Origin of the sequence: Actinoplanes sp. HUAS TT8 (assembly GCF_051380535.1) — a bacterium.
In the GTDB taxonomy this organism is placed as follows: domain Bacteria; phylum Actinomycetota; class Actinomycetes; order Mycobacteriales; family Micromonosporaceae; genus Actinoplanes.
Map to the genome: position 1 here is coordinate 4867938 of NZ_CP195646.1, position 13304 is coordinate 4881241.

Consider the following 13304-nt stretch of genomic DNA (forward strand, 5'->3'; position numbering starts at 1 on the left):
CTACCTCCCGCTCGTGGTGGTGACGGCGGCCTGGGCCGCGGCGATGGTTCGGGTGGTGGATCGGCCGTCCAGGTACGGCACGATCACCGTCTGACCGTCCCAGCGTTTGACCAGCTCGGCCTCGGGCAGCTCGGCGTAGTCGCCGCCCTTGACCCACACGTCCGGCCGCAGCCAGGACAGGACCGCCTCCGGTGTCGGCTCGTCGAAGACGACGACCGCGTCCACGCAGTCCAGCGCGGCGAGCAGGCGGGCACGGTCGGCCTGCGGGTTCAGCGGGCGGTCGGGGCCCTTCAACCCCCGTACGGAATCGTCGCTGTTCAAACAGACGATCAGGCAGTCACCGAGCCCGCGGGCGGCGCGCAGGGTGGCCAGATGCCCGGCGTGCAGCAGGTCGAAGCATCCGCCGGTGGCCACGACGACGCCGTTGCGGTCGCGGATCGAGGCGGCGAGCTGCCCGGCCGCGTCGGTCCCGATCCGTTCCGGGCCGGGCGCGGGCGGCGGGAAGGGCTGCGGGGTGAGGGCCGCGCCGACTCCGCCGGCCAGCACGTACGAGGTGGCCGCGGCGACGGCGTCCTGCACCGCCTCGGACACCAGCGCCCCGGCCGCGAGCGACAGCGCCGCGGTGGCCGCGAACCGGTCCCCGGCCCCGCACGTGTCGGCGTCCCCGGCGTCGGCCGGGGCCGGGATGACCAGTGGGGCCGGCCCGGCCGGGCACAGGATCGCGCCGTCGGCGCCGCAGGTCACCGCGACCGCGTGCGCCCGCCACTGCTCGCGCAGGTGGTAGCCGGTCCGGCGGCCGGCGCTCAGCGTGGATCCGTGCCCGGCGTCCCCGGTGAACGCCACCGCCTCGGCCAGGTTGGGCGTCACCAGCCGCACCCCGGGCACGGGCGGTGGGCCGGACGGATGCGGGTCCCAGACGATCGGCGCGGACGCTTTCTCCAGCGCCGCCCGGACCGCCGGGTGCCCGGCCACGCCGCGGCCGTAGTCGCTGACCAGGATCGCCGTGGCGGCGCCGAGCACGTCGAGCAGGCCGTCCGGGGCGTCGCCGGGCGTCCGGGCCGGGCCGCCACGGTCCAGCCGGATCAGGACCTGGCCGCGCGAGCGCATCCGGATCTTCTCGGGCGTGGCCCCGGGCAGTGGCAGCGCGTGCACCTCGACGCCGGCCGCGGTGAGCAGTTCGCTCAGTCGTGCCCCAGCCGCGTCCGGGGCGAGCGCGGTGACCAGGGCGACCCGGTGGTCGCCGGGGGCGGCCGCGAGCAGGGCGGCCAGTCCGGCGCCGCCGGGTCGTTCGGAGACGGCCTCCTCGTCGAGGACGGGTGCGGGCGCGTCCGGGGCGATCCGGCGGACCGCGCCGTCGACGTCGCGGTCCAGCAGGGTGTCGCCGACGATCACCAGCAGTGGTTTCGTCACGGTTGTTCCTTCCGGTGAGCGGTCCGGGGCGAGGACCCGGGGCAGGTTCAGGTCGATGTGTTCGCACATCACGTGCACGGAGATCAGGTGCAGCTCCTGGACGACCTGGGATTCCGGGGACGGGCAGTGCAGCACCTCGTCGCTGGCGTCCCCGACCGGGCTGGGACCGGGCCCGAGCATCGCCCAGGTCCGCATCCCGCACTCGCGGGCCGCGTGCGCGGCGGCCACCAGGTTCGGGCTACGCCCGCTGGTCGACATCAGCAGCAGCACGTCGCCGGGGCGTCCGTGGGCCCGGACCTGCCGGGCGAACACCTCGTCGAACCCGTAGTCGTTGCTGATCGCGGTGACCGCCGACGAGTCCGGGGTGAGCGCGATCGCCGACAGCGGCATCCGGTCGTCGCGGAGTTTGCCGACGAGTTCGGCGGCCAGGTGCTGGGCCTCGGCGGCGCTGCCGCCGTTGCCGGCGATCAGCAGACGTCCACCCCGCCCGAGGTGGCCGGCGAGTTCGGCACCCCAAGCGGCCAGGCGGGCGGCGACCGTCCGGTACGGCCCGAGCGCCGCCGCGACCGCACTCAGATGCCTGTCGAGGGGGTCGGTCACGCCATCACCGCCGGGATCGCGGCCACGCCCGCGTAGACGGCGCTCATCCGGGCCGCGATCTGCGGCCAGGCGTAGGCGTGCACGGCCCGGTCGACCGCCGCGGCCGCGTAGCCGAGCCGCCGGGTCGGGTCGCCGAGCAGCCTTCGCAGTGTCAGGCCGAGTCCGCGCGGGTCGTGGGCGGGCACGAGGTCGCCGGTGACGCCGTCCACGACGGTGTCGGTGAGCCCGCCGACCGCGGTCGCCACCACGGGTACGCCGCAGGCCATCGCCTCCAGCGGGGTGAGGCCGAACGGCTCGTACCAGGGTGTCGCCGCGACCACGTCGGCCGAGCGGTACCAGGCCGGCATGTCCCGCGCGGGCACGGCCCCGGCCAGCCGGACCCGGTCGGCGACCCGGCACTGTTCGGCGAGGGTGAGCAGGTGCCGCCCGTACGTGTCGGCCGGTCCTCCGACGATCACCAACTCGGCGTCCGGCACCTCGGGCAGCACCCGGATCAGGTCCTCGAATCCTTTGCGCGGCACCAGGCGACCGACCGAGAGGATCCGTGGCCGTTCGCCGCGCGGGGCGGCCGGCCCGTCCGGGCGGAACCGCTCGACGTTGACACCGGACGGGACCAGGGTCATCCGCGCCCGCGGGACGCCGAGCCGGACCAGCTCCTGGATCTCGTCCTGGCACTGCACGATCACCCGGTCGGCGACCCGGCCGAGCTCCCGTTCGTAGCCGATCCGATGCGCCGGGCTGGTGTCGTCGGCGCCCTGGTGACGCCGTTTGACCGTGCCGAGCGCGTGATAGGTCAGCACGGTCGGCACGTCGTGGCGGCGCGCGGCGGTGACCGTGGCCAGGCCGCTCATCCAGAAGTGCGCGTGGGCGACGTCCGGTGCGTAGTCGCGCCAGTCGTCGGCCATCCAGGACGCGAACTCGGCCATGTACGGCAGCAGCGCGTCCTTGGGCAGTTTCGCCGCCGGGCCGGCCGGCACGTGGACGACCTCGGTCCGCTCGCCGACCGGCGTCACGACCGGCAGGTCCGGGTCGTCGCGGCGGGTGTAGACGCGCAGCTCGTGCCCGTCGGCGGCCAGGGCCGAGGCCAGCTCGGCGACGTGCGCGTTCTGGCCACCCGCGTCGACCCCGCCGAGGGCGGCGAGCGGGCTGGCGTGTTCGGAGATCATCGCGATCCGCACAGGTATCCCTCCAGCAGGTTGTCCCAGTCGGCGAGGAAGCGGTCCAGCCCGTAGCGGGCGAGGGCGGCGCGGCGGCCGCGGTCGCCCATCAGGCGGGCCTGGTCGGGCTCCTCGATGAGCCAGTGCGCGGCCTCCACCAGGGTGTCGACCCGGGTGGAGAGGATCCCGGCGCCGTCCGGGATCGCGGCGACCGCCTCGGTGGTGGCCAGCGCGATCACCGGCACGCCGATCTGCATCGCCTCGATCAGGCTCAGCCCGAGCGAGGTCCAGCGGCACAGGTGCAGGTAGGCGCGGCGGCGGGCCAGTTGCTCGTGCATCACGCGCTGGGGCGGGTCCTCGTGGGCGGTGATGCCGGGCGTCGACAGGGCCCGCACGCCCATGCCGAACACGTCGAGCGGGGCGACCGGCAGGAACCGTTCGTACAGATCGGTTCCGGTCACCCGGCCCCGGCGGACCGGCTCGTTGGTGACCACCGCCAGGCGTTCCAGCTCGCCGGTCCAGCGCACCGCCGGTTCGACGATGCCGTGCTCGATCACCGCCGTCGGTGTCTCGCCGGTGTCCCAGAACAGCTGGTTGAAGTAGGTGACGTGGGCGATGACCAGGTCGTCGCGGTCGGCCATCGGGTGCCGGGTGTCCGGGACGTCGCCCTTCGGCGTGTTGTGCTCCACGTAGATCACCGGGAGGCCGGGCGGGACCAGGTCGATCTCCTCGGGCCGTTGGACGATCGCCACGTCGGCGTCACGGATCGCCTCCAGGGGCAACTCCTCGACCGATTCCGGCCAGTCGAAGGTGCAGGCCCGGCCGCGGCCCCACTGGTCGCGGGCGTCGTTGACCGGGATCAGATAGCGGTGCTTGCCCTGGACGAACGAGGTGGTCCACGAGCCGTGCACATGCCAGAGCAGGATGTTCACGCGGCTTCCTCACGAGATGCGGTGACCGGGCGGGCGCCGACCCGGGCCACGGCCTCGAGCACGCCGGCCGGGTCGACAGTGGACAGGCAGGGATGACCGGGGACCGGGCACACGGTGGCCCGGGTGTCCCGGCACGGCGCTCCGGCGACGCCGAGGCGCACGACCGGCACGCGGTAGGGACCCCACTGCGCGAACGGGACGGTGGGGGCGAACAGGCTGACCACCGGGGTGCCGACGGCCGCGGCCAGATGCGCCGGGCCGGTGTTGCCGACGACCAGGGCGGCGGCGCCGGCCAACAGCTGGGCGAGATCGGTCAAGGTGGGCGGGTGGGCGAGCTCCGCGACGGACCCGGCGACGTACGTCGCCAGGGCCGTTTCCGCCGGACCGGCCGTCACCAGGACGCGATGCCCGGCCCCGGCCAGGGTTCGCACCACGGTCCTGAGCAGCTCCGGCGGGCCGGAACGGGCCTGCACGCTGGCGCCCGGGTGCACGACCACGTAGCCGCCCGGCCCGGGCCGGCGCACCCCGCGGACGCGCAGCGCGCCGTCGTCGGAATCGGGCAGCCCGAACCCCGCGGCGGCGGCCACGCTCCGGGCCCGCTCGGGTTCCGGCACGCCCGGGGGCAGGCCGCGGTGCCGCACGTCCAGAAGCGACCCGGGATAGTCCTCGCTGATCGCGCTGATCCGCCCGACACCGGCCCTGCGCAGCACCAGGGCCAGGGGCAAGGACGATTGATGGTACGAGGTGAAGATGACCGCCTCGTCGATCCCGGCCGCCCGTACCCGCGCGGTCAGCCCGTCCAGATCGGCGTCGGCGACCGGGTCCGGCTCGGGGTCGATCCACGGCAGTTTCCACTCGATCAGCTCGTCCACGCCGGGCAGCAGCTCGGCCGCCGCCCGCCCGCGCGGCCCGCACAGCAGGACCACTCGCTCGCTGCCGTGGGCCAGGGCCCGGATCGCCGGCCCGGTGACCAGCACGTCCCCGGCCGAGTCGGAGCGCACGGCCAGGACCGTCCCGGCCCGCTCCCGGGCCACGACCGGCCGGACCAGGGCTTCCCGTTCCAGGATCAGGTCGGCCGCAGCGGTGAGGCTGCCGACGACCGCCGGAGCCGCGTCCACCTCCTCCGGCCGGGTGACCGGGGTCGGCACGAGGATCCCGGCGGCGCCCGCGGCCAGCGCGGCGCCCATGTCCCGGCCGATGTCGCCGACCACCACGCAGCGGCGCGGGGTAGTGCCGAGCGCGGCCGCGGCCGCCTCGATCAGGCCGGGTGCCGGTTTGCGGCAGTCGCAGCCGGCGGTGTCGTCGTGCGGGCAGATCTGCCAGGTGCCGAACGACCCGAGCAACTCTTCGACCTGGCGGTTGACCTGCGCGAGCTGGGCGATCGTGAATCGGCCGCGGGCCAGCCCGGACTGGTTGGTGACCACGCCCAGCCGCAGCCCGGCGGCCCGCAACCGGTCCAGGGCGGCCCGGGCGCCGGGCATCGCCACCACCGCACGCGGGTCGCCGTTGTAGGGAACGTCCGCGACGAGAGTGCCGTCCCGGTCGAACAGGACGGCGTCGTAGAGCCGGGACATCAGGCCGGCACCGCCTCGGCGACGAGCCCGGCCGGCACCGGCCGCGCGGCCCGCCAGCGCCACCAGCCCCGCAGCCAGTGCGCGACGGCGACCGGTGGGATGGCCGCGCTGGTGACCAGCATGGTGGTGACCTCAGGCCGGTCCCGGGGGCCGGGGACGATCCGGGCGGCGGCGAACTCGCCGGTCCCGGCCGCCCATCCGGTGGCGCTCGCCGCGGCGGCCAGGGCCAGGGCCCGCTTCCCGGTGACGGCGGCGGCGACGCCGGTGACCAGGGCGGCAGCGAGCAGGCCGGTGATCGCCGTGTGCCGGGGACGCCGGCCCGGCGGGATCTCCAGCAGGTCGCGCCAGCGGCGGCCGTAGAGACGGCGGAGCAGGGCGTCGTCGGCGTTGCCGCGCTGGGTGCGCAGGCTGACCCAGGGCGTCTCCGGCCGTACGGGATGAAGGATCTTCCGATTTCCGATCTGCAGCTGCCACCCGGCTCGGCGCACCCGGAAGGCCAGTTCGGCGTCCTCCCGGAACGCGCGGGGCAGGCGCTCGTCGAAGCCACCGACGGCGGCCAGGGCCGCGCGGCGGTAGGCCATGTCGGCGGTGATCCACCGGCCGTCGGCGAGTCCGGCGGTGACCCGCTCCCAGTCGGTCGGGCGCCGGTCCTCGGGCAGCGGCACGCACACCACGCCCTGCACGCCGCCGACCCGCGGCCCGGCCCGGTACAGGTCCTCGGCGAGCCGTTCGGCCCAGAACGGGCCGGGAAGGACGTCGTCGTCGAGGAAGACCACCCAGTCGTGGCGGGCCACTCGCCAGCCGGCGTTGCGGGCGGCGGCCGGTCCGCGGGCCGGGCCCTTGACCACGGCGGCGTGATCGGGAACGGTCAACGGCTCGCCGGGATCAGCCCGGTCGTCGACGACCAGCACCTCCACGTCCCGCGGCAGAGCGTCCAGCAGGACCGGCAGCGACGGCCGGCCCAGGGTCGGCACCACGATGCTTATCACGCGTCGAACACCCGCGTCCGGTGGACCGCGAACGGGCCCAGGGCCAGCAGGTCGACCGGCGCCGAGCCGAACAGCTCCATCGCCTCACGTGGTGTGTCCACCATCGGGCGCCCGGCCGTATTGAGCGACGTGTTGACGACCACCGGCAGGCCGGTGAGCCTCTCGAACTCGGCCAGCAGGGCGGCCACGACCGGCTCGGACTCATGGTGGACGGTCTGCACCCGGGCCGTCCCGTCGACGTGGGTGACCGCCGGGATCCGATCCCGCCAGTCCGGTTTGACCCGATGCACGAAGAGCATGTACTCGCTCGGGTAAACGCCGTCGAAGATGTCGTGGAAGCGTTCGGCCCGCACCATCGGCGCGATCGGGCGGAACTGCTCACGGCCCTTGACGTCGTTCATCCGCCGCTGGGTGTCCGAGCGGCCGGGGTGCGCCAGCAGGGATCGGTGGCCGAGCGCGCGCGGGCCGTACTCGCTGCGGCCCTGATACCAGGCGACGATCCCGTCCCGGGCCAGAGCCTCGGCGGCCTCGGCGGCGATCGAATCCGGTCGCGTGTAGGGCAGCGCGGCCCGCTTCAGCTCGGCCTCGAGCTCCTCGTCGGACCAGCCGCGGCCGAGCGCGGCGGTGGCGAACGGGATGCTCTGCCCGTGCACGGACAGGGCCGAGCCGAGCGCGGTGCCCGAGTCGCCGGCGGCCGGCTGCACCCAGACCCGCTCGAACGGCCCCTCGGCGGCGATCCGGCCGTTGGCCACGCAGTTGAGCGCGGTGCCACCGGCCATCGTCAGCGTCGGCAGGCCACCGGAGGCGTCGTAGGTCCACCGGGCCAGGTCAAGAATGACCTCTTCCAGGCGTTTCTGGACGCTGGCGGCCAGGTCGGCGTGCGCGTCGGTGAGTTCGCCGCCGGGCCCGCACGGCTTGGCCAGGGCGCTCCAGTCGATGCGCTCCACGACGAACCCGCCGTCGCCGGTGGCTCTGATCAGCTCGCGGAGAAGATCAAGAAACTTCGGTTTGCCGTACGAGGCCAGGGCCATCACCTTGTACTCGTCGCTGGAGTGCAGGAAGCCCAGGTGGCGGGTCAGATCCTCGTAGAGCAGCCCCAGCGAGTGCGGCAGCTCCTGAGTGCGCAGCACGGTCAGTTCGCCCCCGCGGTACGCCCCGGCCAGGTGCCCGGCGACCTCCCCGCGGCCGTCCAGGACCAGCACGGCGTTGTCCTCGGGCACGGACAGCCCGGCCGACGCGGCGTGCGCGACGTGATGCGGCACGAAGCGCACCTGCTCGGGGTCGAGCCCGGGCAGTGCCGCGGCCAGGAACTGTGGTGCTCGCCGGGCGTAATCCAGCCGCAGGTGATCCCACGGATCGTCAAGGCCCAGGTCGGCGGCGTCCCGGCTGATCCCCGGGTCGAAGGAGTAGGCGACCGCGTCCAGGTCGCCCGGGCGCAGACCGGCCTCGGCCAGGCACCACGCCGCGGACAGCTCCGGCAGCTCCCAGGCGGCGAACGGCACCGGCCGCTTGCCGTGCTTGCGGCGGCTGAACCGCTCCTCCTCGGCCGCGGCCACCACCTGGCCGTCCACGATCAGCGCCGCCGCCGGATCATGAAAGATCGCGTTGATTCCCAACACACGCATGGCGCGCCGGATACCCAGCACTTTCCGGCGTATTCACAAGGTCACAAAAAACTTCGACGGTCGAAGTGGTTCACGTTTGCGCCGGTCAGAGCCGGGAAATCGGCCGTCCATGGACGAGGTCACGCAACTCATCGCGGGGTCCCGGCGCCCCGGCAGCTCCGGTCGAGAATTGTCGATCATCAATCCGTCAGACGATTCCCCGGTCACCCGGGTAATCGTTTCCGACGAGGCCGACGTCCGGGACGCCGTGGCCGCCGCGCGCGAGGCCGCGCCCGGCTGGGCCCGGACCGCACCGGCCGCCCGGGGCGCCGCGCTGCACGCCGCGGCGAACGCGGTCGAGGCCGCCGCCGGCGAACTGGCCGAGCTGATCCACGCCGAGATGGGCAAGCCGGTCGGCGACGCCCGCGACTCGGTGCTGGCCGGGGTCGGGACACTGCGGCAGTACGCCGAGCTCGGCCCGGTTCACCGCGGACGGACCCTGGCCGGCGACGACGAGGCGATCGACCTGATGGCCTACGGCCCGCGCGGCGTCGTCGCGGTGATCACCCCGTGGAACGACCCCGTCGCGGTGGCCTGCGGGCTGCTCGGAGCCGCCCTGGTCACCGGGAACACGGTGGTGCACAAGCCGAGCGAGCGCACCCCGGGCACCGGGTACCGGCTCGCCACCCTGATCGCCGTGCACTTCCCGGCGGGCGTCCTCAACCTGATCAATGGCGACGGGCACACCGGCGCCCTGCTCAGCAGCGCCACGGTCGACGTGGTGGCCCACGTAGGCTCCACGGCCACCGGGCGGGCGATCGCGGCGGCCTGCGCGCGGACCGGCGCCAAGGCGCTGCTGGAGAACGGTGGCAAGGACCCCCTGCTGGTAGACGACGGCGTCGACCCGGCGTGGGCGGCCGGCCAGGCCGCGCTGGGCGCCTTCGCGAACTCCGGCCAGATCTGCGTCGCCGTCGAACGCGTCTACGTGGTCGCGTCGGTCGCCGACGCGTTCCTGGACGCGCTGGTCGCCGAGGCCGACGCCTGGGAGTCGCGGATCGGGCCGCTGGTCGACCGGCGGCTGCGCGACACCGTCGACGAGCAGGTGCAGCAGGCGGTCAAGGACGGCGCGACCGCGCTGCGCGGCGGCTCGGCACCGGCCGGCCCGGGCGCGTTCTACCCGCCGACCGTGCTGTCCGGCTGCACCGACGAGATGGCGGTGATGCGCGAGGAGACGTTCGGTCCGGTCGCGCCGGTCGCCGTCGTCGACTCCTTCGCCGACGGCCTGCGGCGGGCCTCGCAGTCCGAGTACGGGCTGGCCGCGACCGTGCTCACGCCGTCGATGAGCCACGCGCAGCAGGCCTGGCGGGCACTGCCGGTCGGCACAGTGAAGATCAACGCGGTCTTCGGCGGCGCACCGGGCGGTGCCGCGCAACCGCGCCGGCTCAGCGGGCAGGGCTTCGGGTACGGGCCGGAGCTGCTCGACGAGATGACGGTGACCAAGGTCGTACATCTCGAAGCGCCGCCCGCCGGCTGGTAACGCTCCTCAACAGCGCTTCCCAACAGCGCTTCTCAACAGCGCGAAGGTCCGGCGCGGGTGCGCCGGACCTTCGGGACAGCAGCGGTGGATCAGGCCATCTGCTCGGCCGGGACCAGCGGCTCCGGGTGCGGCAGGTGCAGCCTGCGGCCCTGGGCGCGGGCGATCGCCACCGCCCCGGCCACCGCCGCGGCCGTGGTGACCGCCCCGCCGATCAGCAGCGCGCCGCGCGGGCCGACGGTGTCGCAGAGCCAGCCGACCGCGGGCGCGCCGACCATCCCGGACAGCGACGACACGATCCCGACGGCGGCCAGCACCCGCCCCCGCATGTCCTCACGGGTGTCGAGCTGGATGCGGGTCGAGACGACGGTGTCGAAGACGACCGCGCCGGCCGCGATCGGCAGGATCAGCCCGGCGAACGACCAGACGTTCGGGGCCAGGCCGGAGCAGATCTGCAGAACACTGATGGCCAGGCCGGTGCCGAGCAGCACGCGCAGGGTCGAACGGCCGGAGCCGGCCAGCAGCAGCCCGCCGAGCACGGCACCGACCGCGAAGACGGTGGAGAGCAGGCCGTACCCGCCGGAGCCGCCGTGCAGCGGCCCGGCCGCCATCGACGCCATGCTGACCTGGTAGTTGCGGCCCAGCGAGCCGAGCACGAAGGAGAGCGCGAGTACGATCAGCACCACCGGCTGCCCGGCGATGTAGCGCAGGCCCGACCGCACGCCCCGCTCCCCCGCTGCGGCCACCGGCAGATCCCGCAGCTCATCGGGGCGCATCGCGGCCAGCGCCCCGATGACCGCCACGTACGAGATCGCGTTGATCACGAAGAGCACGGCCGGGCCGGTGACGCCGACCAGCACCCCGCCGAGCGCCATCCCGCCGATCCGGCCGGCCGAGCTGAGCACCGAACCAAGCGCAAGCGCCGAACCAAGCGACGACGGCGGGACCAGCGCGGAACCGAAACGGCCCAGCGACGGACCCTCGAACGAACTGATCACGCCCGAGGCCAGGGCCACCGCGAAGATCAGCGCGTGGCCACCGTGCGCCACCAGGGCCAGCGCGAGCAGCGCGCGCACCGCCTGGCTGGCGATCAGCAGCGGACGGGCCGGCAGCCGGTCGGCGAGCGCGCCACCCCAGGTGCCCAGAACCAGCACCGGCAGCGCCTGCAGCATCACGACCAGACCCATGGTGGCGGCCGAGCCGGTGTCGGACAGGACCAGCCAGTTCAGCCCGAGCACCTGCATCCAGGTACCGGCCGTCGACACCAGGTCGGCGCCGGCCCAGAGCCGGTAGTTGCGCTCCTTCAACGGTGCGAACATCGGTGCCAAAGCGGCGATACCCCCTGCGGTCCCCCGGCTCCGGATCTCGGCGCCGACGGACTGTTCGCCCGGAGTCCACGACCGCTTCGCGCGGAGCGCCACGCACTACCGGACCGCAACCGCGACGGTTGCGACGGCCGCGTCCCGGCACCCCGGCGGTCCGCCGCCGCACCGGACCGGCCGGCTCGCCGCCACCCCCGCGACTGATCCTCGCGTGCCCGTACGCCCGCGTTTTCCCAGCCCCGACCGGTTCCGGATGTGTGCCAGGTCTACTTGTCGAGTGTTTTAGCCGCCTCGATGAGGGGCACGGAGGTACTCGTGAGCAAGGAGGTGGGCGGTGTGACCACGGAGACGGCGCCGGCACAGGGCGCGATCTTCACGGTTACCGCCGATGTCCGCAGGGCCACGGGCGAACAGCCCGACTGACCACGAGCACGGGAGAAGACACGTGAAGGTACTCAAGCTGGCCGTCGGATTCGCTGCCGGTTACGTCCTCGGCACCCGCGCGGGGCGCGAGAAGTTCGAGCAGATCGCCGCGTACGCGCGTAAGGCGAGCAACCACCCGACCGCCGTTCAGGCGCAGGAGAAGGCGAAGACGCTGCTGGCCACCGGCACCCAGGCGGTCGTCGCGAAGCTTCCCCACACCGACACGACGGCGACGAGCCAGCCGGTCACGGTTCCCGCGACGACGCCGCCGGTGAGCACGCCGAGCCCGGTTCGTCAGCCCAAGCCCGCCCGGACGGTGCCGTCCGGCGTCGGCGGCGACCCGCTGGTCTAGGTTCGTCCGCGCACGTAGTTGGGGGGCAGGTACCGATCGGTACCTGCCCCCCAACTTTCTTCTGGATCGTCAGCGGGCCAGCGCGTGCTCCAGCTGGGCCTTGGACATCGAGGAACGGCCGGCGATGTTGCGTTTCTTGGCCTCGTTGTACAGCTGCTCCTTGGTGCGGCCCTGAGCGCCGGTGTGCGAACGCTTGCCGCCGCGGTGGCCCGACGAGACGTCGTCGAGTGAGGTGCGGCTGGCCGTACGGGACTCTCCGGCTCGGGCGCGCTCCTTGTTGACCGTGCGGGCGGCGATCTCCTTGGCCACTTTCTCCGAACCGCCGCGCTTCTCGACACTGTCCTTGATGTGCTCGTACTGGCGTTCCCTCTTGGGACTCGATCCTGCGGGCATGACTACCTCCTACGGTTTCAGAGAATGGGTTTGCCGCCGGTGACCGGGATGACCGCCCCGGAGATGTAGCTGGCCTCGTCGGAGGCGAGCAGCACGTAGGCCGGGGCGACCTCGCGCGGTTCGCCCGGGCGGCCCAGCGGGGTGTTCTTGCCGAACTCGGCGACCTGGTCGGCCGGCATGGTCGAGGGGATCAGCGGCGTCCAGATCGGGCCGGGGGCGACTGCGTTGACCCGGATGCCGCGGTCGCCGAGCATCTGAGCCAGACCGGCGGTGAAGTTGGCGATCGCGCCCTTGGTCGTCGCGTACGGCAGCAGCGTCGGCTTCGGCTGGTCGTAGTTGACCGAGCTGGTGTTGATGATCGACGCACCCTCGCCCAGGTGCGGCATCGCGGCCTGGACCAGGCGGAACATCGCGGTGATGTTGACGTCGAAGGTGTTGACCCACTCCTCGTCCGGGATCTCCTCGACGGTCTTGTAGGTCATCTGGTGGGCGGCATTGTTGACCAGCACGTCGAGGCCACCGAGCTCGCGCACGGTCCGGTCGATCACCTCGCGGCACTGGTCACGGGTGGACAGATCGCCGGGCAGCAGGACCGCGCGACGGCCGGCCTTCTCGACCAGAGCGGCGGTGTCGCGGGCGTCGTCCTCCTCGTTGAGGTACGAGATCGCGACGTCGGCGCCTTCCCGCGCGAACGCAATCGCGACGGCCCGGCCGATGCCGCTGTCACCACCGGTGATCAGCACCCGCTTGCCGTCGAGGCGGCCGGAGCCGCGGTAGCTGTCCTCACCGTGATCGGGCTTGCGCCGCATCGCCGCGGTGCTGCCGGGCGGTGTCTGCGCGGGTTCGTTCTCGGGCATCCTGAGCCTCCTCACATCGGGATGCCGTTGTCATTCCCCGGATGCGGACCCCAAAACGGGCACGCACATCGGCGACAGGGCGAAGGCTGACGCCGGTCCGGCCGGAGGATGCCAGTGCAGACCACGGTCAGTGATCTTGCACTGGCCCCTGTTTCGC

11 protein-coding genes and 1 pseudogene are annotated in these 13304 nt (G+C 73.6%); 2 read left to right on the plus strand and 10 right to left on the minus strand.

Annotation, left to right across the window (positions count from 1 at the left end; all coding sequences use genetic code 11):
- The 7 genes and pseudogenes from ACSHV8_RS21890 to ACSHV8_RS21920 all read right to left on the minus strand — a co-directional run bounded on the left by ACSHV8_RS21890 (position 1) and on the right by ACSHV8_RS21920 (position 8287).
- Positions 1-1392, minus strand: a complete 1392-nt coding sequence (locus ACSHV8_RS21890; protein ID WP_436536856.1) for a PfkB family carbohydrate kinase — start codon at positions 1390-1392, stop codon at positions 1-3.
- Between the two features lie 45 nt (positions 1393-1437).
- Positions 1438-2010: pseudogene (locus ACSHV8_RS21895) on the minus strand (D-sedoheptulose-7-phosphate isomerase); the annotation flags it as partial.
- Entirely contained in the window at positions 2007-3188 is a 1182-nt protein-coding gene (locus ACSHV8_RS21900) for a glycosyltransferase (protein ID WP_436535609.1), read from the minus strand. The gene ACSHV8_RS21900 and the pseudogene ACSHV8_RS21895, both read right to left, overlap by 4 nt.
- Positions 3173-4099 carry a glycosyltransferase gene (locus ACSHV8_RS21905; RefSeq protein WP_436535610.1) on the minus strand — a complete coding sequence of 309 codons (927 nt, stop codon included), beginning with the start codon at positions 4097-4099 and terminating at the stop codon, positions 3173-3175. The genes ACSHV8_RS21900 and ACSHV8_RS21905 overlap by 16 nt, the downstream gene beginning before the upstream one ends.
- Entirely contained in the window at positions 4096-5673 is a 1578-nt protein-coding gene (locus ACSHV8_RS21910; protein ID WP_436535611.1) for an HAD-IIIA family hydrolase, read from the minus strand. Before ACSHV8_RS21910 ends, ACSHV8_RS21905 begins: the two co-directional genes overlap by 4 nt.
- The gene (locus ACSHV8_RS21915; RefSeq protein WP_436535612.1) at positions 5673-6662 is read right to left on the minus strand and encodes a glycosyltransferase family 2 protein; all 990 of its coding nucleotides are present in this window, start codon (positions 6660-6662) and stop codon (positions 5673-5675) included. The genes ACSHV8_RS21910 and ACSHV8_RS21915 overlap by 1 nt, the downstream gene beginning before the upstream one ends.
- On the minus strand, positions 6659-8287 hold the full coding sequence (locus ACSHV8_RS21920; protein WP_436535613.1) for a carbamoyltransferase family protein: 1629 nt from the start codon (positions 8285-8287) through the stop codon (positions 6659-6661). The genes ACSHV8_RS21915 and ACSHV8_RS21920 overlap by 4 nt, the downstream gene beginning before the upstream one ends.
- Positions 8288-8396: 109 nt before the next feature.
- Between ACSHV8_RS21920 and ACSHV8_RS21925 the strand changes: the two genes are divergently transcribed.
- Positions 8397-9803 carry an aldehyde dehydrogenase family protein gene (locus ACSHV8_RS21925; protein WP_436535614.1) on the plus strand — a complete coding sequence of 469 codons (1407 nt, stop codon included), beginning with the start codon at positions 8397-8399 and terminating at the stop codon, positions 9801-9803.
- An 89-nt stretch (positions 9804-9892) separates the two neighbouring features.
- On the opposite strand, the gene ACSHV8_RS21930 is transcribed toward ACSHV8_RS21925, so the two are convergent.
- Positions 9893-11119 (minus strand): MFS transporter, encoded by a 1227-nt coding sequence (locus tag ACSHV8_RS21930; RefSeq protein WP_436535615.1) that lies wholly within the window; start codon positions 11117-11119, stop codon positions 9893-9895.
- A gap of 448 nt (positions 11120-11567) precedes the next feature.
- Between ACSHV8_RS21930 and ACSHV8_RS21935 the strand changes: the two genes are divergently transcribed.
- Positions 11568-11897 (plus strand): hypothetical protein, encoded by a 330-nt coding sequence (locus ACSHV8_RS21935; RefSeq protein WP_436535616.1) that lies wholly within the window; start codon positions 11568-11570, stop codon positions 11895-11897.
- 69 nt (positions 11898-11966) lie between these two features.
- On the opposite strand, the gene ACSHV8_RS21940 is transcribed toward ACSHV8_RS21935, so the two are convergent.
- On the minus strand, positions 11967-12290 hold the full coding sequence (locus tag ACSHV8_RS21940) for a plasmid stabilization protein (RefSeq protein WP_436535617.1): 324 nt from the start codon (positions 12288-12290) through the stop codon (positions 11967-11969).
- Positions 12291-12307: 17 nt separating this feature from the next.
- Entirely contained in the window at positions 12308-13147 is an 840-nt protein-coding gene (locus tag ACSHV8_RS21945) for an SDR family oxidoreductase (protein WP_436535618.1), read from the minus strand.
- Between the last annotated feature and the right edge of the window lie 157 nt (positions 13148-13304).